This window comes from Pseudomonas sp. JZ114, from assembly GCF_051027705.1.
Lineage (GTDB): Bacteria > Pseudomonadota > Gammaproteobacteria > Pseudomonadales > Pseudomonadaceae > Chryseomonas > Chryseomonas luteola.
On sequence record NZ_CP069256.1, the window covers coordinates 1,671,889 to 1,691,684 of the forward strand.

15 protein-coding genes and 1 tRNA gene are annotated in these 19,796 nt (G+C 53.1%); 13 read left to right on the forward strand and 3 right to left on the reverse strand.

The annotated features are described in order from the left end of the window. Positions 1–558: 558 nt before the first annotated feature. The 8 genes from JQR90_RS07845 (at position 559) to JQR90_RS07880 (ending at position 8,429) form a co-directional block, all read left to right on the forward strand. Entirely contained in the window at positions 559–1,407 is an 849-nt protein-coding gene (locus JQR90_RS07845) for a flagellin domain-containing protein (RefSeq protein WP_312507841.1), read from the forward strand. Between the two features lie 71 nt (positions 1,408–1,478). Beyond that, positions 1,479–1,832 (forward strand): flagellar protein FlaG, encoded by a 354-nt coding sequence (locus JQR90_RS07850; protein WP_010797888.1) that lies wholly within the window; start codon positions 1,479–1,481, stop codon positions 1,830–1,832. Between the two features lie 70 nt (positions 1,833–1,902). Next, a complete protein-coding gene (gene fliD, locus JQR90_RS07855; protein ID WP_312507842.1) occupies positions 1,903–3,318 on the forward strand; it encodes a flagellar filament capping protein FliD in 1,416 nt (471 codons plus the stop codon). Positions 3,319–3,425: 107 nt separating this feature from the next. Continuing rightward, the gene (gene fliS / locus JQR90_RS07860; protein ID WP_312507843.1) at positions 3,426–3,812 is read left to right on the forward strand and encodes a flagellar export chaperone FliS; all 387 of its coding nucleotides are present in this window, start codon (positions 3,426–3,428) and stop codon (positions 3,810–3,812) included. 19 nt (positions 3,813–3,831) lie between these two features. Continuing rightward, positions 3,832–4,128, forward strand: coding sequence for a hypothetical protein (locus JQR90_RS07865; RefSeq protein ID WP_010797891.1), 297 nt, complete (start codon positions 3,832–3,834; stop codon positions 4,126–4,128). Between the two features lie 125 nt (positions 4,129–4,253). Continuing rightward, positions 4,254–5,735: a sigma-54 dependent transcriptional regulator gene (locus JQR90_RS07870; protein WP_010797892.1), complete on the forward strand. Its 1,482-nt coding sequence runs from the start codon at positions 4,254–4,256 to the stop codon at positions 5,733–5,735. A gap of 91 nt (positions 5,736–5,826) precedes the next feature. Continuing rightward, positions 5,827–7,032, forward strand: a complete 1,206-nt coding sequence (locus JQR90_RS07875) for a sensor histidine kinase (protein WP_434140693.1) — start codon at positions 5,827–5,829, stop codon at positions 7,030–7,032. After that, entirely contained in the window at positions 7,029–8,429 is a 1,401-nt protein-coding gene (locus tag JQR90_RS07880) for a sigma-54-dependent transcriptional regulator (RefSeq protein ID WP_434140694.1), read from the forward strand. Before JQR90_RS07875 ends, JQR90_RS07880 begins: the two co-directional genes overlap by 4 nt. A 29-nt stretch (positions 8,430–8,458) precedes the next feature. Here JQR90_RS07880 and JQR90_RS07885 read toward each other — a convergent pair whose 3' ends face one another. The 3 genes from JQR90_RS07885 to JQR90_RS07895 form a co-directional block, all read right to left on the reverse strand. Beyond that, on the reverse strand, positions 8,459–9,976 hold the full coding sequence (locus JQR90_RS07885; protein WP_150347647.1) for an amino acid permease: 1,518 nt from the start codon (positions 9,974–9,976) through the stop codon (positions 8,459–8,461). Positions 9,977–10,249: 273 nt separating this feature from the next. Further along, positions 10,250–10,325 (reverse strand) — tRNA-Asn (locus tag JQR90_RS07890). A 66-nt stretch (positions 10,326–10,391) separates the two neighbouring features. Next, a complete protein-coding gene (locus JQR90_RS07895; RefSeq protein ID WP_286790826.1) occupies positions 10,392–11,588 on the reverse strand; it encodes an amino acid aminotransferase in 1,197 nt (398 codons plus the stop codon). Between the two features lie 297 nt (positions 11,589–11,885). On the opposite strand from JQR90_RS07895, the gene uvrB reads away from it, so the two are divergent. The 5 genes from uvrB (at position 11,886) to cmk (ending at position 19,727) form a co-directional block, all read left to right on the forward strand. Further along, positions 11,886–13,895 (forward strand): excinuclease ABC subunit UvrB, encoded by a 2,010-nt coding sequence (uvrB, locus tag JQR90_RS07900; RefSeq protein ID WP_010797897.1) that lies wholly within the window; start codon positions 11,886–11,888, stop codon positions 13,893–13,895. Positions 13,896–14,014: 119 nt separating this feature from the next. After that, positions 14,015–15,496 carry a glutamate--tRNA ligase gene (gene gltX / locus JQR90_RS07905; RefSeq protein WP_010797898.1) on the forward strand — a complete coding sequence of 494 codons (1,482 nt, stop codon included), beginning with the start codon at positions 14,015–14,017 and terminating at the stop codon, positions 15,494–15,496. Between the two features lie 211 nt (positions 15,497–15,707). Beyond that, positions 15,708–16,820, forward strand: coding sequence for a histidinol-phosphate transaminase (gene hisC, locus JQR90_RS07910; protein ID WP_434136027.1), 1,113 nt, complete (start codon positions 15,708–15,710; stop codon positions 16,818–16,820). A 16-nt stretch (positions 16,821–16,836) separates the two neighbouring features. After that, entirely contained in the window at positions 16,837–19,044 is a 2,208-nt protein-coding gene (locus tag JQR90_RS07915) for a bifunctional prephenate dehydrogenase/3-phosphoshikimate 1-carboxyvinyltransferase (protein ID WP_037030159.1), read from the forward strand. Next, positions 19,041–19,727 (forward strand): (d)CMP kinase, encoded by a 687-nt coding sequence (gene cmk, locus JQR90_RS07920; RefSeq protein ID WP_010797901.1) that lies wholly within the window; start codon positions 19,041–19,043, stop codon positions 19,725–19,727. Before JQR90_RS07915 ends, cmk begins: the two co-directional genes overlap by 4 nt. Positions 19,728–19,796: the final 69 nt, after the last annotated feature.

The following is a 19,796-nucleotide window of genomic DNA, read 5'->3' on the forward strand; positions in this document are numbered from 1 at the left end:
TCAGGGCTGCTTTGTTGAAAGGGGAAGATGCGAAAGCATCTTCCCCTTTTTATTGCGATTTAAAAGTATGTTTCCGAGATGTTAAGCAAATGCTGGTAGAGTGATGAGAGGTTAAAACTCTCGCTTGGGAACTTAGTCAGACGCCTGTTTCTATTTGAGTTGCAATAACATAAGGGCTTTATACGCTATAAAGAGATTTTGATGCATCTTGGGCTTTGTTTAATAACTTTCTTCAAGGGTATTTCTTTTGACTGCTTGAGCCGGTTATTTGACTGCTTTCTATGTTGCGTCAAAGTTTTGATGGCTAGAGCTTGGATATATCTGAGAAAATTTAGCTAAAGAAAGCCGAGTCTGAGCCGAAATAGAGAGTAACCAGTTTAGGCCATCTGCTGTAAGCGGGTGGGGTGGCGAAGTTAGCCAACTGCTTGGGAAAGACTGAAGAAAATTCTCCTAAAGCAAATTGAGCAAACGCCGATAACTTAAACGTAGGTTCTCCAGGCCATTGAGGCAACCGCCAGGCCGGGGTATCAATCAAATGACTTTTGTGAGTATCTCATCATGGCTATGACCGTAAACACTAACGTTGCCTCCTTGTCTGTTCAGAAGAACCTGAACCGTGCTTCCGACAGCCTGAGCAGCTCCATGCAGCGCCTGTCCTCTGGCCTGAAAATCAACAGCGCCAAAGATGACGCCGCCGGCCTGCAGATCGCCAATCGTCTGACCAGCCAGATCCGTGGTCTGAACGTTGCTGTAAAGAACGCCAACGACGGCATCTCCATCGCCCAGACAGCTGAAGGCGCTCTGCAAGAGTCCACCAACATTCTGCAGCGTATGCGCGAACTGGCCCTGCAGTCCCGTAACGACAGCAACAGCGAAAAAGACCGTAACGCACTGAACGCTGAGTTCACTGCGATGACGGAAGAGCTGACGCGTATTGCTTCGACCACTACTTTTGGTAAGGACAAGCAGCTGCTGGACGGTAGCGCGGGTGTTATGCAGTTCCAAGTAGGCGCGAACACTGGCGCTAACGAAGTAATTGAAATTGATCTGAGCACTGGCTTCGATGCAACTACATTGTCTTTGGATACCCAGAGTATTACTGGTGCTACCAATGGCGACGCCCACACTGCAGTAGATGCCGCTATCACCGCTATCGATGCTGCTATGGATACTATCAACTCCAAGCGTGCCGACCTGGGTGCGGTGCAGAACCGTATGAGCAGCACGATCTCCAACCTGCAGAACATCGGTGAGAACGCTACTGCCGCTCGCAGCCGTACTCAGGATGCTGACTTTGCTGCCGAAACATCGGAAATGACCAAGCAGCAGACCCTGCAGCAGGCTTCGACTGCGATCCTGGCCCAGGCCAACCAGCTGCCCAACGCTGTACTCAAGCTGCTCCAGTAATGAGCGTTTAGTCGCTAGCAACGAGGGGGTGCGAAAGCACCTCCTCGTTTTCTTGTTTGTGAGGTGATGACATGGACATGAATGTCAAGCTGAATACGGTTTACGCCCACAGCGGAAACTCCGCCAAGGCGGAAACAAGTGCCGGCGACCGTCAGTCTTTAAATGATTCTGCTTTGGCAAAAGCAAAAACACCTAAGCCAGATGCTAAAGAAGTAGAGCAGGCCGTTAAAAGTATCCAGGATTTTGTCGACTCGGTGCAGCGCAATCTCAAGTTTTCTATTGACGAAAGCACCGGAGATGTCGTTGTTAAGGTTATTGCCAAAGCCAGTGGTGAGTTAATCCGGCAGATTCCTTCAGAAGAAGCACTCAAACTGGCTCAAAGCTTAAAGGGTGACAATATCGCGCTTCTTCAGGATAAGGTTTAAAACTGGCCTGGATAATGCTTACTTAAAACCATGATGACTAGATAGTCAAAATTTTATTGAGGCGAAAATCATGGCAGGTATTTCGTTTAGTGGTCTTGGGTCAAGTGTCGATACAAAATCTATCGTTTCAGCGCTAGTTAATGCTGAAAAAGCACCCAAGCAGAATCAGATCGATACTCAGACCAAAAAAGCCAATACTACGCTTTCGGCAATTGGTAGTCTGAAAAGTGCTTTGGAAACGTTCCAGAGTGCGGTAAAAAAACTTAACAGCGAGTCTGCTTTTGTTGGGTTAACTGCCAAGTCATCCAACGAAAAGACTGTCACTGTCACTTCCAGCACTGGTGCTGTAAATGGCAGTTATTCCCTTGATGTTAAAAATCTTGCAACCAGTTCCAAAGTGGCTACTCAAGTCATGGCGGCTGGCGCAACGACTGCTGATGCCGGTAAGCTGACTATTACTCAGGGTTCCGCCTCGGGCACAGGCAATTCTTATGATGTCGATATTCCGGCTGGATCATCTCTATCTGAAGTGCGCGATGCGATTAACCAGCAGCTGCAAAGTAAGGGTATCACCGCTAACATCTTGACTGACTCATCAGGCAGCCGGCTTGTCTTGAGTTCAACGACCACTGGAGCGGGTACTGATCTTTCGATCACTACAGGCGATAGTGCGCTTACTGCTTTCGCAGTTGATGGCACGACTCAGGTGAAGGATGCTAACGGTAAGCTCGTTAGTGGTTTCGTAGAGGCGCGTCCGGTGGATGCCAGCTTTATAGTTGATGGTCTGGAGATGACCAGTTCAAGTAATACACTGGACAAGACTATCAGTGGGCTTACCCTAACGTTAAGTGGAGTAGGCACTTCTACCGTATCTGTTTCTACTGATAAGGACAGCCTTAAAAAGTCTGTTCAAACGTTTGTTGACGCCTATAATGCCTTGATGCAGACCGCCAACTCTCTGACTAAAGTCTCTTCTACCGTGGCTTCGGATTCTTCAAGCACTACAGCAGCTGCGCTTACAGGCGATGCTACTGTGCGGAGTCTCCTAAGTGATATTCGTAATGAACTTACGAACGTACAGAACTCTAGTACAGGTGGAATCAGTATGCTGTCCCAGTTAGGTATCATGACCAAGCAGGACGGTACGCTTGAAGTTGACAGTACCAAGCTGGATAAGGCTCTGACTGAAAACTATTCCGCTGTTGCGGGCTTTTTCACTGGCGACTCAGGACTTCTAAAAAGACTTGATAGCAGAGTTGATAGCTATACTCAGTCAAAGGGTATTCTTGATAGTAGGAAAATCAGTCTTCAAACTACCTTGGATAGTTTGACTGACCAGCAGTCAGCGCTTGATCTTCGAATTGAGAAGCTTGAAGAGACTTTGAACGCCAAGTATAACGCGATGGATAGTTTGGTAGCCCAGTTAAATGCTACCAGTACAAGCTTGATGACGACGCTAAACGCGTTAAACAACAAGAAAGAATGATTTCTTGATGTGAAAAAGCCCGCCTTGTGCGGGCTTTTTTGTTTTAAAGCTTTCATTCGTCAGGCCGATATAAAGACATCGAAACCGAGTACGTGAGGAACTCATTCATGTATGCCAAATCAGCTATGCGTCATTACCAGCAGGTAAACACGCACGCTCAAGTATTGGAAGCCAGTCCTCATCGACTGGTTCAGTTGCTAATGGAGACGGGTTTAACGAGGCTTGCTCAAGCAAAAGGAGCTATGGTTCGCGGTCAGGTTGCTGAAAAAGGCGTTCTGATTGGTAAGGCAATTGATATCATCGGTGGCTTGCGTGAAGCATTGGATCCTGAGAAAGGGGGGAAGATAGCCCTTAATCTTAATGATCTGTATGTCTATATGACACAACGTTTGATCGAGGCGAACCAGCATAACGATGAAACAAAAATAGATGAGGTTGCCAAGCTGTTACGCACCGTCAAAGAAGGTTGGGATGGCATAGCGCCTACAGTCTAAGAAAATCGGAGATCGCGTTATGTCACTGGCTATTCAGCGAATAGATGAGGCGCGGGAAGCTATGGCTACCGCACTCGATAATCAAGATTGGGACGCAATAGGGCCCTTGGATATAGCTTGCCGTTTATACATAGACGAAGCTATGCAAGAGCAGCCGCGTAATGATTATGCTTTGCGTTTAAGTTTAGAGGAATTGCTCTCTTTTTACGGGAAGCTGATCTACGCTAGTCGGATGCAGCGTAACGAGCTTGCAAAAAAAGCAACCCGAGTAAAGCGGTCCCAAAAAGCGGCCAATGTTTACAAGTTATTTGGCTGAGAATACGACCAGCGGAATAAATTTAAAGTAAGAAAAGCACGTCATAAAATTGACTCTGTTCCCACTTTTGACTTTACTAGGGCTATGCCTGTTAGTGGTCTTTGGCGGAAAGGGAATAATTGAAGATGTGGCGTGAAACTAAAATCCTCCTGATAGAAGATGACGCGAAGCGTCGCCACGATCTTGCCGTCATTCTGGCCTTTCTAGGCGAAGAGCATGTCGCCTGTACGAGTGCTGATTGGGAGCAGGCTGTCGAGTCGTTTGAAAGTAGTCGAGCGGTACTGTGTGTTTTGCTGGGCCAGATCGACGCGCAGGGGGGGAGCGTCGAGCTGCTAAAAAAGCTGGCAGCGTTTGACGAGGTCCTCCCTATTCTATTGCTAGGTGCCGTCACGTACAGCGACTGGCCGGATGATGTCCGGCGGCGCATCCTGGCGACCTTAGAGGTTCCGGTTAAATACAACCAGCTGCTCGACTCGCTCCATCGCGCTCAGGTCTATCGGGATATGTATGACCAAGCGCGAGACCGCGGACGCCAGCGTGAGCCCAATCTTTTCCGTAGCCTGGTTGGCACCAGCCGCGCCATTCAAGGCGTGCGGAAAATGATGCAGCAAGTCGCGGATACCGAAGCCAGTGTCTTGATTCTCGGTGAGTCAGGTACAGGTAAGGAGGTTGTTGCGCGCAACCTGCATTTCCATTCAAAACGTAAAGACGGCCCTTTTGTTCCAGTAAACTGCGGCGCTATTCCAGCTGAGTTGCTGGAAAGTGAGCTGTTCGGTCATGAGAAGGGTGCGTTTACCGGGGCCATTACCAACCGCGCCGGGCGGTTCGAGCTGGCCAACACCGGTACGCTTTTCCTGGACGAGATCGGCGATATGCCACTTAACATGCAGGTCAAGCTGTTACGTGTGTTGCAGGAGCGTACCTACGAGCGTGTGGGCAGTAACAAGACTCAAACAGTCGATGTGCGCATCATTGCAGCAACTCACAAGAATCTCGAGAAGATGATCGAGGATGGGTCCTTCCGTGAGGACTTGTTCTATCGTCTTAACGTTTTTCCAATCGATATGCCGCCCCTGCGGGATCGTGCAGAAGATATTCCGCTGCTCATCAATGAGTTGATTTCCCGTATGGAGCATGAAAAGCGCGGCTCCATCCGCTTTAACTCGGCGGCTATCATGTCGCTGTGCCGGCACAGCTGGCCGGGTAACGTGCGTGAGCTTGCCAACCTGGTTGAGCGACTGGCGATCATGCATCCCTATGGCGTTATCGGTGTAGCTGAGCTGCCACAGAAATTCCGTTACGTAGAAGATGAAAACGACGCAATGACCACATCCTTGCGTGAAGAACTTGAAGAGCGTGAAGCGGTAGCGCTAGCCAGTCTTCCGGGTCCGGCAGCATCCTCTGCACTACTGCCGTCAGAAGGGCTGGATCTCAAGGATTATCTGGCGAATCTTGAGCAAAGCCTTATCCAGCAAGCTCTTGATGATGCTGGCGGTGTGGTCGCTCGGGCGGCCGAGCGCTTGCGTATCAGGCGTACTACCCTGGTCGAAAAGATGCGCAAGTATGGTATGGGTCGCCGTGAGGACGAACTGGCGGATGAGGAGTAACGCTTGCCTCTGAGGCGCCTCTACTAACGGCACGCAGCTTGCACACTCTCTGTTTGGTGACGACTTCCTGTCATTAAACAGAGAGTACCGCATGAGTTCATCTGTAACGCCGGTTCCTTCTAATACGCCTTCTACGGATGACGTCAGACGAACACTTGAGCAGGCTAGTGTTCTGTTTGAGCCCATCTCCGATCTGTTCAATGAGCCGTATGGCTGGCTTGAAGATCGTCTATCGGATCTGAAAGGTGAGCTTGCACGAGAAACCGCCCAACGTGTTCAGGAGTTGGCAGAGAAGGAGCGGCTGGCTAACCGACTGCAAAGTCTTCTCGATATTCTTCCGGCCGGCATCATCGTTCTGGATGGGCAGGGCGTTGTCTGCGAGGCCAATCCTATTGCAGTCGGTCTACTAGGCGAGCCGCTGGTAGGAACGCTTTGGCGGGACGTTATCGGTCGCTGCTTCGCGCCTCGCAAAGATGATGGGCATGAAGTATCACTCAAAAGTGGTCGTCGGGTGTCATTGGCGACACGCTCGCTGGACGGTGAACCCGGCCAGCTCATCATGCTGAGCGATATGACTGAAACGCGCCGCCTTCAAGAGCAGCTGGCTCGCCATGAGCGCTTATCCTCCATGGGGCGCATGGTTGCTTCGCTTGCGCATCAGATTCGTACACCTTTATCTGCCGCCATGTTGTATGCAGGCCACCTGTCTGAGCGTCCGTTGCCATTCGAGCAGCAGCAACGATTTGCCAGCCGACTCAAAGATCGCCTCCATGAGCTTGAGAACCAGGTTCAGGATATGTTGATCTTTGCGCGCGGTGAGCTGCCGCTCAATGATCGAGTTTCTCCCGTTCAGTTGTTCGCTGCCATCCAGTCAATTGCCAATCCCTACCTGGAAGATCTGCAATTGCGATGGCAATGCGACGCATTTGTAGGAGAAGTGCTTTGTAACCGGGACACGTTTGTAGGTGCAGTCATGAATGTTGTCCATAACGCTGTGCAGGCCGCAGGCAAGACCGCGCGGTACAAGATTCACGCGTACGCCAGGCAGGACACCCTGAGGTTGTCCATCAGCGACAGCGGCCCCGGTATGACCGTTGAAACGGTAAGGCGGCTTGGCGAGCCATTTTTCACCACCAAACCCATGGGAACCGGCCTTGGCATGACTGTAGCCAGGACCGTAGCTAAGGCTCACCACGGCGACCTGTTGATTCGCTCCAGGCCAGGCAGGGGAACCTGTATGACATTTGTCTTGCCGCTTCATGGACCGCGACTGGTGCTGATGGAGAATCCCCTATGAGCGCTCGTATTCTGCTGGTAGAAGACGATGCGGCCCTGCGCGAAGCACTGGAGGATACGCTAGAGGTCGGTGGCTTCGATTTCGACTCGGTCGACAGTGCAGAGTCTGCACTGGTAGCACTGGGTCAGAGCGCTTATGGGCTGGTCATCAGTGATGTGAACATGGGCGGCATGGATGGTCATCAGCTCATGGCATGTATTCAGCAGAGACAATGGCATATACCGGTCCTGCTGATGACCGCGTTTGGCTCCATTCAGCGTGCTGTGGACGCTATGCGGCAAGGCGCTGTGGATTATCTGGTCAAGCCATTCGACCCTCGGGTGCTGCTGGAGCGAGTCGAGCGCTATGTAAGCCATTCAGCCGCTGATGAACAAGACAGCCCTGTTGCCCAGGAGCCGGCAAGTCGTCAGCTCCTGTCCTTGGCGGCCCGGGTTGCAAAAAGTGACTCAACCGTGCTGATTTCTGGCGAATCCGGTACAGGGAAAGAAGTATTGGCTCGTTATATCCATCTGCAATCAACGCGTGCAGCCGGACCTTTCGTAGCCATCAATTGCGCAGCCATCCCGGATAACATGCTTGAAGCCACCTTATTTGGTCATGAGAAGGGCGCTTTTACCGGTGCCATCGCCTCACAGCCAGGCAAGTTCGAATTGGCTGATGGTGGCACCATCCTGCTGGATGAAGTATCCGAGATGCCACTAGGGTTACAGGCCAAGCTTCTGCGGGTGCTTCAAGAGCGAGAGGTAGAGCGTGTTGGTGCGCGCAAACCCAAGCAGGTGGATATTCGAGTGTTGGCAACTACCAACCGGGACCTTTCCTCTGAAGTAGCCGCCGGGCGCTTTCGAGAAGACTTGTATTATCGACTGTCTGTTTTTCCCTTGGCATGGCGACCGCTTCGTGAGCGCCCTGCGGATATTCTGCCGCTTGCAGATCGGCTTTTGAAAAAGCATGCCGCCAGGGCAGGGCAGAGCGGTATTGTGTTTTCGGAAGGAGCTGCCAGGCTGCTTCAGCACTACGGTTGGCCGGGAAATGTTCGCGAATTGGATAATGCGGTTCAGCGAGCCTTGATTCTGCAGCAGGCGGGTACCATTGAGCCTGAAGACCTATGCCTTGACGGTGCTCCCGGATTTGTTGCGCGTGATATCGCTCCGCCAGTGACTGCGGTCAAAGCGCCTTTAAGTCCTACCGCTCTTGATGAATCACTAACTGCAGGAGCGTTGGGAGATGACCTGCGTCGCCGTGAATTCGAGGTCATCATGGAAACGTTACGTGCTGAGCGAGGAAGGCGTAAGGAAGCGGCTGATCGGCTGGGTATCAGTGCACGCACCCTGCGTTACAAGCTTGCACAGATGCGTGAGGCCGGTATTGATATCGAAGCCTATCTCTATGCCAGCTAGACCCCGGCCATGAGCCGGGGTCAAAGGCGTCAATCGCCAGAGCTCAGGTCCATCTCTTTGTACCGAACCAGTCGGCTGCGGTGCTTGAAGCGGTAGCCCAGCCAGATCAGCAGGAACAGAGGGATGCTGATGTAGGTTGCTGCCAGACCTGCCCAGTCGATCTGCTCGCCAATAAGCGCCGTGTAGTTCTGCCCCATGGTAATGAATAGGCACAGAGCGAACGCAAGAAGCGGCCCGAAGGGGAAGAGTTTGGCCCGGTAGGGCAGGTCTTCGAGTCTTCCACCCTGAGCGACATAGCCTTTGCGGAATCGATAATGGGAAATGGCAATACCCAGCCAGGCAATGAAGCCACACATGCCTGAGGTATTCAGAAGCCAGGTATAAAGCACCTTATCGCCAACAATCGAAGTCAAAAAGCACAGGGCGCCTACCAGTGTAGTCGCGTACAGAGCATTACGTGGAATGCCGTTTCGCGAGACCTTGGCAAACAGACGGGGGGCTTTACCCTGCTCGGCCAGGCTAAACAGCATGCGCGTCGAGGCGTACATGCCAGAAGTTCCGGCAGAGAGAATGGCAGAAAGAATGACAGCATTCATGACGCCAGCTGCAGCAGCGAAGCCTGCACGTTCAAACAACAGCGTAAACGGGGAAACGCTAATGTCACTGGCTTCGTTTTGCAGCAAGCGTGGGTCGGTATAAGGGATCAGCATGGCAATTACAAAAATCGCCAGAATGTAGAACATCAGGATGCGCCAGAAAACCTGGCGGATAGCGATCGGAATGTTCTTTTTCGGATTTTCGGACTCACCTGCTGCCACGCCAATCAGCTCGGTTCCCTGGAAAGAGAAGCCGGCAATCATGGCCACGCCTACCATGGCCTGAAGACCACCCACGAAAGGCGCTTCACCAAGCGTGAAATTGGAGAAACCTGGGGCTTCAACGCCGTGCATAATGCCAAAGATGCTGGCTAGACCAATGCCAATAAAGATGACTACTGTCAGTACCTTGATCAGGGCAAACCAGAATTCGCTTTCTCCAAATCCGCGCGCTGAAAAGACATTGAGCAGGAACATCAAGGCAAGAAAGCCCGCGCTCCAGATGATTCCGGGAACATCCGGAAACCAGAAGCTCATGATCAGCTGCGCAGCGACAAGCTCGGCTGCAATCGTCACCGCCCAGTTATACCAATAGTTCCAACCCAGGGCGAAGCCAAAGCCATCTTCAACGAAGCGGCTTCCATAGGTGCTAAAGGAACCTGAGACGGGCATATAGGCCGCCATCTCGCCGAGGCTCGTCATGAGGAAATACACCATTAGACCAATCAGGGCATAGGCGAGCAGGGCACCACCAGGACCTGCTGAGGCAATGGTCGCGCCTGACGCAACGAAAAGTCCTGTGCCGATCGAGCCCCCAATGGCAATCATGTTCAGATGCCTAGGTTTCAGTACCCGGTTCAGGTGAGGCTTTTCCGCCGTGGTGGCTTGCTCTGCTGTAGATTGCCCCTGCGAGGCGGTCGGTTGTTCCGGAGGGAGGGAGACGGCAGTCATAAACAAAAGGTCCAACTAGGGCAGCAAGGGTCTGGTGATAGGCTCCAGACTCGGATAGTGCTCACCGGTATTGCCAGTGAAAGGGTTCTTACAGTGCAGGCAACTGCCTATGGCAGCACCTGATTGCAAAGCAGAGTTTGCAAAAAGGGCGGGAGTGTACAGCAAAAGGAAAACACGGGGCGCTTGATCGCCATTGAATTTCTGCATGAACGCTACCGTATGAAGCCTGGATGCGCCCATAAAAAAACCCAGCCATTGGCTGGGTTTTGAATTTGGCTCCGCGACCTGGACTCGAACCAGGGACCCAATGATTAACAGTCATTTGCTCTACCGACTGAGCTATCGCGGAACAACAAAACGTATCTTACTGATTGCTAAGGAGAAGTCAACACTTCTCCTTAGACAAAAAACACGCTTAGAGAACTTCGGCGATAGCCTTGATAACCGCGTCCAGATTGTTCCTGTTCAGTGCCGCTACACAGATTCTGCCAGTTCCTACCGCGTAGATACCAAACTCAGCTTTCAGGCGATCAACTTGGTCGGTCGTCAGTCCTGAATAGGAGAACATGCCGCGCTGTCCATTGACGAAGCTGAAATCGCGTTTGGCACCGGCTGCATTGAGTCCTTCCACCAGAGCATGGCGCATGCTACGGATGCGATCACGCATTTCTGCCAGTTCGGCCTCCCACATTGCGCGTAGCTCTGGATCGCGCAGAACAGTCGCAACGATCGTGGCACCGTGCGTCGGCGGATTGGAGTAATTGGTGCGTACCACACGCTTGACTTGCGACAGCACTCGAGCGGTTTCCTCTCGATCAGCCGTTACGATCGAAAGTGCGCCGACGCGCTCGCCATAGAGAGAAAATGATTTTGAGAACGAGCTAGAAACGAAAAAGGTCAGGCCTGATTCGGCAAACAGGCGGACAGCAGCAGCATCTTCCTCGATGCCATCGCCAAATCCCTGATAAGCGATATCCAGGAAGGGCACGTGCTCTCGCGTCTTGATGACTTCCAGCACTTCCTTCCAGTCGTCCAGCTGCAGATCGACACCGGTCGGGTTATGGCAGCATGCATGCAATACCACAATGGAATGCGGAGGAAGGGCGTTAAGGTCTTCCAGCAGGCCGCCGCGGTTCAGACCATTCGTGGCAGCATGGTAGTAGCGATAGTTTTGTACAGGGAAGCCTGCCGCCTCGAACAGGGCACGATGGTTCTCCCAGCTCGGATCACTGATGGCTACCGTGGCATCAGGCAGGAGACGCTTGAGAAAATCAGCGCCAACCTTTAATGCACCGGTTCCACCCAATGCCTGAATAGTAGCAACACGGCCTTCACTGATCAGTGAAGAGCCCTGACCGAACAGCAGGGTTTGCACTGCTTCGTCATAAGCGGCAATACCGTCAATGGGCAGGTATCCACGCGGCGCGCGGGCTACAACGCGTTTCTTTTCCGCTTCTTCTACGGCGCGTAGCAGGGGGATGCGGCCCTGCTCGTCGTAATAGACACCAACGCCCAGGTTAACCTTGGTAGGGCGGGCATCGGCATTGAAGGCTTCGTTTAGGCCCAGGATTGGATCGCGGGCAGCCATTTCGACGGCAGAGAACAAACTCATTGTGCGCAAGCTCGATTTAGAAGAATGAAAACACGCACAAGACCCGATTGCCGTTGTGCGCAAGCGGGGAGACAGTATAGCGGGCATCGTCTGTCGGAGCGACAAAAAACAGGTCCCGCCTGGCAGTAACTAGACTAATGTTCAATGCTTGAAAAATATGCTGTCAGGACGCATCTAAAAGAGTCTGAATGGCAATGTCATTCCAGGAGTACAGACAACGAAACGCTGGGTTCGTGTTGGTTATTTGGGGTGCATCTCGGGCAGGATGGCTCTCTGCACCTCCTCTTGAGGAAGCTCATGTCTGCATTTCAATTGTCTACACGTTATACCCCGGCTGGTGATCAGCCGGAGGCGATTCGCCAGATGGTCGAAGGGATCAATGCTGGTCTGTCACATCAAACCTTGCTGGGTGTGACCGGTTCGGGCAAAACCTTCAGTATCGCCAACGTCATCGCTCAGATTCAGCGACCCACGATCGTGCTGGCGCCCAATAAAACATTGGCGGCTCAGCTGTACGGCGAATTCAAGGCCTTTTTTCCTGATAATGCCGTCGAGTACTTCGTCTCTTACTATGACTACTATCAGCCAGAAGCCTATGTGCCTTCCTCGGATACCTTTATCGAGAAGGATTCGTCTATCAACGACCACATTGAGCAGATGCGACTGTCGGCAACCAAGGCATTATTGGAGCGCCGTGATGCAATCATCGTAGCGTCAGTATCCTCCATCTACGGCCTGGGCGATCCCAAGGCTTACCTCAAGATGGTGCTGCATCTGGATCGCGGAGATCGTATCGATCAGCGCACGCTGCTACGGCGTCTGACTGAATTACAGTATTCGCGCAACGATATGGAGTTCTCCCGTGCAACGTTTCGGGTGCGTGGTGATGTGATCGATATTTACCCGGCTGAGTCTGACCTTGAGGCTATTCGCGTAGAGCTATTTGATGACGAGGTGGAAAATCTTTCGGCCTTCGATCCCTTGACGGGGGAGGTCATCAGAAAGCTGCCGCGTTTTACCTTCTATCCCAAGACGCATTACGCCACGCCACGCGATACGCTGCTTGAGGCCATTGAGCATATCAAGGCGGAGCTCAAGGATCGGCTGGAATTCCTGCGTACGCAAAACCGCCTGCTTGAGGCGCAGCGACTTGAACAGCGAACCCGCTTTGATCTGGAAATGATCATGGAGTTGGGTTACTGCAATGGCATCGAAAACTACTCACGGTATCTGTCCGGGCGTGCTCCGGGTGAGCCGCCGCCAACCCTGTATGACTATCTACCTCCTGATGCGCTGCTGGTGATCGACGAATCTCACGTAACCGTGCCGCAGATAGGGGCAATGTTCAAAGGTGATCGCTCACGCAAAGAGACGCTGGTCGAGTATGGCTTCCGACTGCCTTCGGCTCTGGATAATCGCCCGCTGCGATTCGAGGAGTGGGAAGCGGGGAGTCCGCAAACCATATTTGTATCAGCAACGCCAGGGCCTTATGAAGCAGAGCATGCCGGCCGTGTTATTGAGCAGGTGGTGCGCCCGACAGGCCTGGTCGATCCGGAGATTGAAATCCGCCCGGCAACGACACAGGTAGATGATCTGCTTTCTGAAATCCGCTTGCGAGTAGCCAAGGATGAGCGTGTCCTGGTGACAACCCTTACCAAGCGCATGGCTGAAGACCTGACGGACTATCTGGCCGATCATGATGTTCGGGTTCGCTATTTGCACTCTGACATCGATACGGTAGAGCGGGTCGAGATCATTCGCGATCTTCGAATGGGAACGTTTGATGTGCTCGTCGGTATCAACCTGCTCCGTGAGGGACTGGATATGCCGGAGGTTTCGCTGGTTGCCATCTTGGATGCTGACAAGGAAGGCTTCTTGCGTTCAGAGCGTTCTCTTATCCAGACGATTGGTCGTGCAGCACGTAACCTGAGCGGCAAGGCGATTCTCTATGCCGATTCGATGACAGGCTCCATGCAGCGTGCCATTGATGAAACAGAGCGGCGCCGAGCCAAGCAATTGGCCTTTAACGAGGCTAACGGTATTGTGCCTAAGGGAATCAAGAAGGATATCCGCGATATCATGGAAGGTGCGGCTGTTCCGGGTGCCCGCGGTAAGCGTCGTGCCGCCAAGGCAGCCGAGGACAGCGGTCGTTATGAGGCCGAGCTGCGTTCACCGGCAGATATCACCAAGCGGATCGCTCAGCTTGAAGAGCGTATGCTCAAGCTGGCGCGTGATCTGGAATTTGAAGCCGCAGCCAAACTGCGTGATGAAATCCAGCAACTGCGTGAACGCCTCATGGCGGCTTGAGTGAGTGTCTAACACAAAGGCCCGGTCCTAAAGCCGGGCCTTTGTGTTTTCGGCGCTGGAAGCCAAGGCTTGCCCGCTGCTACCATCTCCTTTTGTATTGTTCTGTGTCGAGACCTCCCATGACCACTGTTCGCACGCGTATCGCACCGTCGCCTACTGGCGATCCCCATGTCGGTACCGCTTACATCGCCTTGTTCAATCTCTGCTTTGCTCGTCAGCATGGCGGTCAGTTCATCCTGCGTATCGAGGATACCGATCAGCTTCGCTCTACACGTGAGTCTGAACAGCAGATCTATGATGCGCTACGTTGGCTGGGTATCGAATGGGACGAGGGTCCTGACGTAGGAGGTCCACATGGACCTTATCGCCAGAGTGAGCGGGGTGAGATTTATAAGAAGTACTCCGACGAGCTTGTCTCCAAGGGACATGCGTTCCCATGCTTCTGCTCGGCCGAGCGTCTTGATCAGGTGCGTGCCGAGCAGACGGCCCGCAAAGAAACGCCCCGTTATGATGGACACTGCATGCATATCGATCCTGCCGAGGCGCAGCGTCGTATTGCTGAGGGTGAATCCCATGTCATACGAATGAAGGTGCCAACAGAAGGCATCTGCGTCGTGCCGGATATGCTGCGCGGCAATGTCGAAATTCCGTGGGACCGCATGGACATGCAGGTTCTAATGAAGGCAGACGGCTTGCCGACATACTTCCTGGCTAACGTGGTCGATGACCACTTGATGGGCATTACTCACGTTTTGCGTGGCGAAGAGTGGCTGCCTTCCGCACCCAAGCTCATCAAGCTGTACGAATACTTTGGCTGGGAGCAACCCGCACTGTGCTATATGCCGCTGCTGCGTAATCCAGACAAGAGCAAACTTTCCAAGCGCAAGAACCCGACGTCCGTAACGTTCTATGAGCGTATGGGATATTTGCCCCAGGCCATGTTGAACTACTTGGGCCGGATGGGTTGGTCAATGCCGGACGAGCGTGAAAAGTTCACGTTGGCTGAGATGATCGAGCACTTCGATATCAATCGTATCTCGCTTGGCGGCCCCATTTTCGACATTGAAAAACTGTCTTGGCTAAACGGACAGTGGATCCGTGAGCTGAGCGTGGAGGCATTTGCTGCCGAGGTTCAGAAATGGGCGCTCAACCCTGACTACCTGATGAAGATCGCGCCTCACGTACAGGGGCGTGTTGAAACCTTCAGTCAGATTGCGCCGCTGGCCAGTTTCTTTTTTGCCGGCGCTTTGCCGCTGGATGCGGGGTTGTTTGCTCACAAGAAGCTTTCTCCAGATCAGGTGCGCCAGGTAATGCAGCTGACTCTCTGGAAGTTGGAATCGCTACGGCAGTGGACCAAGGATAATATTACGGCATGTATTCAAGGTGTAGCCGAGGGACTTGAGCTCAAACTGCGAGACGTGATGCCATTGATGTTTGCAGCTATCACTGGACAGGCCAGCTCTGTCTCGGTCCTTGATGCTATGGAAATTCTTGGTCCCGACCTCACACGCTTCCGCTTGCGTCAGGCCATAGAGCTGCTCGGGGGAGTATCCAAGAAAGAAAACAAGGAGTGGGAAAAGCTCTTGGCTACCTTGGGGTAATAGAAAAGGGCGACGTAAGCAATTACGGCGCCCTTTTTTCTGGCCTTTTGAAGTGGCTGATTACCTTGCATCAAGGTGATGAGCATTACTCATGTAGATCGGTTGTTGTTGAGTAATCCAGCGCCTTGGGCTGGGTTCCCGCGGCTGCATGGTCTACCATGGCGCCCATTCGTTTAATGGGTGCCGGGAGTCCGGCCATTATGAGGTTACAATGAGCTGCGATTTTCTAGCGCAAGCCCTGCCAGGCGTGCAGAAACTTTCACCTTATGTTCCAGGCAAGCCAGTCGATGAGTTGGCGCGCGAATTGGGACTGGATCCTCAGCGTATCGTCAAGTTGGCGAGCAATGAAAATCCATTAGGCCCGAGTCCCAAGGCAACTGAGGCGATAAGAGCCGAGCTGGCTGAGCTGACACGTTACCCGGATGGCAATGGGTTTGAGCTCAAGCAGAAAATTGCCAGTCGATGCGGCGTCAATATCGATCAGATAACCTTGGGCAACGGTTCTAACGATATTCTCGAGCTGGTTGCACGCGCTTACCTAGCTCCTGGTCTTAATGCGGTATTTAGCGAGCATGCATTTGCCGTATATCCTCTGGTGACGCAGGCAATTGGTGCCGAAGGTCGTGCAGTTCCCGCCGTGAATTGGGGGCATGATCTGGATGCAATGCTCAAGGCTATCGACGAGCATACGCGAATCGTCTTTTTGGCTAATCCCAATAACCCAACAGGTACCTGGTTTGGTCCACGCGCTTTGGCGGCCTTTCTGAAGGCAGTACCCGAGAATGTGTTGGTGGTGCTTGATGAAGCCTATATTGAGTATGCCGAGGGAGACGAGTTGCCGGATGGTTTGAGCTATCTGGCGGACCACCCCAATCTCATGGTTTCACGTACATTCTCCAAGGCTTATGGCTTGGCCTCGTTACGGGTGGGGTATGCCATTTCTTCAGTGCAGATTGCGGATGTATTGAATCGCGTACGACAGCCATTCAATGTCAACAGCCTTGCCTTGGTTGCAGCATGCGTGGCTATGGATGACGCTGATTACTTGGCTAAAAGTCGTCAGGTCAATGACGAGGGAATGGCTCAGTTTGAACAGAGTTTTCAGCAGCTGGGACTTTCCTGGATTCCTTCCAAGGGAAACTTTATCGCCGTTGATCTCGGGCAGCCGGCCGCGCCTGTTTATCAGGCATTGCTGCAAGAGGGTGTGATTGTCCGTCCGGTCGCTGGATACGGCATGCCAACATTCCTTCGTGTTTCTATTGGTACGAAAGAGGAAAACAGTCGTTTCCTTGAGGCGCTTGCCAAGGTGCTGGCTCGTGGTTGAATCGCAAAAAGTCCCCATGTTTGGTCGTCTCGTCGTAGTAGGACTTGGACTGATTGGCGGCTCGTTTGCCAAGGGCATGAAGGAGAGCGGCCTGTTTCATGAAGTGGTCGGCGTAGATCGGGATAGAGAAACACGGCGTCTAGCGGTTGAGTTAGAGGTTGTTGATAGCGCTGAGGCAGAGCTGGCCGTTGCTTGTCAGAATGCAGACGTTATCCAGTTGGCGGTTCCCATTCTTGCCATGGAACGAGTCCTTGCAGAGCTTGCGGCTCTCGACATCGGCCAGGCTGTGCTGACCGATGTTGGGAGTGCAAAAGGCAGCGTTGCCCGGGCAGCCAGAAAGGCCTTTGCCGGCAAAGCGCTCCGCTTCGTCCCAGGGCATCCAATCGCTGGTTCTGAAAAGAGTGGTGTTACGGCGGCTAATGGTCAGCTATTCAAGCGGCACAAAGTCATTCTTACACCCCTTGATGAGGCGGATGCTGAGGCGCTTGCAAATATTGATCTACTTTGGCGGGCACTGGGTGCTGACGTTGAATACATGACGGTTGACCACCATGATGAGGTGTTGGCTGCAACCAGTCACTTGCCGCATCTGCTGGCTTTTACCCTGGTTGATTCGCTCGCCCAGCGTAGTGAGAATCTTGAGATATTTCGTTATGCCGCTGGTGGCTTTCGAGACTTCACCCGTATCGCTGGCAGTGATCCGGTCATGTGGCACGATATTTTTCTAGCCAACCGGGAAGCCGTACTGCGGACACTGGATACATTTCGTGACGACCTGGATGCATTGCGTCAGGCTGTCATTACACAGGATGGGCATCAGCTGCTGGGTGTCTTTACCCGCGCCCGGGTTGCCCGCGAGCATTTCGGCAAAATACTGGCCCGCCGGGCCTATGTGGACGCTATGCAAACTAAAGATCTTACCTATATCGCCAATCCTGGCGGCTCGTTGTCCGGACGCGTTCGAGTGCCCGGAGATAAGTCCATTTCGCATCGATCAATCATGCTGGGCTCCCTGGCGGATGGAACGACAGAGGTGGAAGGGTTCCTTGAGGGTGAGGATGCCCTCGCTACGCTGCAGGCGTTCCGTGATATGGGGGTCGTCATCAAGGGGCCCACCAATGGTCGTGTAACCATTCATGGTGTGGGATTGCATGGCCTCAAGGCGCCTGCAGGTCCGCTATACCTAGGAAATTCAGGCACCTCAATGCGACTGTTGTCCGGGATTCTTTCCGCTCAGGCATTTGATACCACCCTGACCGGTGATGCCTCGCTCTCCAAGCGCCCCATGAACCGGGTTGCCGATCCATTGCGGGAGATGGGGGCTGTTATCGAAACAGCAGAGCAGGGACGGCCACCGATGACCATTCGCGGCGGACAGAAGCTCAAAGGTATCCATTACGACATGCCCATGGCCAGCGCCCAGGTTAAGTCCTGCCTATTGCTGGCAGGCCTGTATGCCGAAGGGGAGACATCGGTTACTGAGCCTGCTCCGACGCGTGATCACACCGAGCGAATGTTGCAGGGGTTTGGTTATCCGGTGACGGTAGAAGGTAATGTGGCAAGAGTGCGCTCGGGCTCCAGGCTCACTGCCAATCGTATCGAAGTACCTGCAGATATTTCCTCGGCAGCTTTTTTCCTCGTGGCCGGAAGCATTGCGGAAAACTCCGAGTTGGTTCTTGAGCACGTGGGTATCAATCCTACTCGTACCGGGGTCATCGATATCCTGCGCCTGATGGGTGGCGACATTACGCTTGAGAATCAGCGTGAGGTAGGGGGAGAACCTGTAGCTGATCTGCGCGTCCGTTCAGCTACGTTGAAGGGAATCGAAATACCGGAAGCGTTGGTGCCGCTGGCAATTGATGAGTTCCCGGTTCTGTTTGTTGCCGCCAGTTGTGCTCAGGGGCGTACCGTTCTGCGAGGCGCAGAAGAGCTACGTGTCAAGGAGTCTGACCGTATTCAGGTCATGGCCGATGGTTTGAAAGTACTGGGTGTAAGTGCTACTCCTACGCCTGATGGAATCGTGATCGAGGGCGGCTCCATGGGTGGCGGAGAAGTGGAAAGTCATGGTGATCATCGCATCGCAATGGCGTTTAGTGTGGCCTCGCTGCGAGCGAGCGCACCGATACGAATCCGTGATTGTGCAAATGTTGCAACTTCCTTTCCCGGCTTTCTTGAACTGGCAGCTAAAGCTGGGATTCGTGTGAAAGAAGAGGCTTCCGTATGATGAGTACCGCTCCGGTTATTACAGTCGATGGGCCTGGAGGCTCTGGGAAGGGCACTATCGCGGCACTTCTTTCCCGCCGTCTGGGCTGGAATCTACTGGACTCCGGAGCGCTTTATCGCCTGCTGGCCTTCGCAGCGCGCAACCATGGCGTTGACCTGACGAATGAGGAGTCACTCAAGGCGTTGGCGGCGTATCTGGACGTACAATTCCAGGCTGGGCATGAGCATGGTCAGCGCATTGTCCTAGAGGGGGAGGATGTTACCGACTTCATTCGAACCGAAGATATTGGGGCAGGCGCTTCACAGGTGGCGATCCTGCCGGCTGTACGTGAAGCGTTGTTGCAGCGACAGAAAGCCTTTCGCGAGGCGCCTGGCCTTATTGCGGATGGTCGGGATATGGGAACCGTAGTTTTCCCAGATGCGGAATTAAAGATATTTCTGACCGCTAGCGCCGAAGAACGCGCCAGACGGCGCTATCTTCAGTTGAAGAAAAAGGGCGAAAGTGTTAATTTGCCGGGTCTCCTCGAAGAGATTCGTGAGCGCGACGAGCGTGATACTCAGCGCACCGTCGCCCCACTCAAGCCGGCAGATGATGCCATTGTCCTGGATTCGACGAATCTCTCGATTGAACAAGTGCTCGACCACATCCTTGCATTGGCTGCCGAGCGTGACCTGGCAGGATGACAGCCAGATTATCCTATCTTGGGATATTTGGTGAAGGCAGGCAGGAACCAGTCTCAACCTGTCTGCTGG

Excerpts from the sequence above, each read along its gene's own strand:
- uvrB (WP_010797897.1), top strand. The coding sequence starts at position 11,886 with ATGTCTGCATTTCAATTGTCTACACGTTATACCCCGGCTGGTGATCAG.
- JQR90_RS07895 (WP_286790826.1), bottom strand. The coding sequence starts at position 11,588 with ATGAGTTTGTTCTCTGCCGTCGAAATGGCTGCCCGCGATCCAATCCTG.
- JQR90_RS07865 (WP_010797891.1), top strand. The coding sequence starts at position 3,832 with ATGTCACTGGCTATTCAGCGAATAGATGAGGCGCGGGAAGCTATGGCT.
- cmk (WP_010797901.1), top strand. The coding sequence starts at position 19,041 with ATGATGAGTACCGCTCCGGTTATTACAGTCGATGGGCCTGGAGGCTCT.
- gltX (WP_010797898.1), top strand. The coding sequence starts at position 14,015 with ATGACCACTGTTCGCACGCGTATCGCACCGTCGCCTACTGGCGATCCC.
- JQR90_RS07870 (WP_010797892.1), top strand. The coding sequence starts at position 4,254 with ATGTGGCGTGAAACTAAAATCCTCCTGATAGAAGATGACGCGAAGCGT.
- JQR90_RS07875 (WP_434140693.1), top strand. The coding sequence starts at position 5,827 with ATGAGTTCATCTGTAACGCCGGTTCCTTCTAATACGCCTTCTACGGAT.
- fliD (WP_312507842.1), top strand. The coding sequence starts at position 1,903 with ATGGCAGGTATTTCGTTTAGTGGTCTTGGGTCAAGTGTCGATACAAAA.
- JQR90_RS07885 (WP_150347647.1), bottom strand. The coding sequence starts at position 9,976 with ATGACTGCCGTCTCCCTCCCTCCGGAACAACCGACCGCCTCGCAGGGG.
- JQR90_RS07850 (WP_010797888.1), top strand. The coding sequence starts at position 1,479 with ATGGACATGAATGTCAAGCTGAATACGGTTTACGCCCACAGCGGAAAC.
- JQR90_RS07915 (WP_037030159.1), top strand. The coding sequence starts at position 16,837 with ATGTTTGGTCGTCTCGTCGTAGTAGGACTTGGACTGATTGGCGGCTCG.
- fliS (WP_312507843.1), top strand. The coding sequence starts at position 3,426 with ATGTATGCCAAATCAGCTATGCGTCATTACCAGCAGGTAAACACGCAC.
- JQR90_RS07845 (WP_312507841.1), top strand. The coding sequence starts at position 559 with ATGGCTATGACCGTAAACACTAACGTTGCCTCCTTGTCTGTTCAGAAG.
- JQR90_RS07880 (WP_434140694.1), top strand. The coding sequence starts at position 7,029 with ATGAGCGCTCGTATTCTGCTGGTAGAAGACGATGCGGCCCTGCGCGAA.
- hisC (WP_434136027.1), top strand. The coding sequence starts at position 15,708 with ATGAGCTGCGATTTTCTAGCGCAAGCCCTGCCAGGCGTGCAGAAACTT.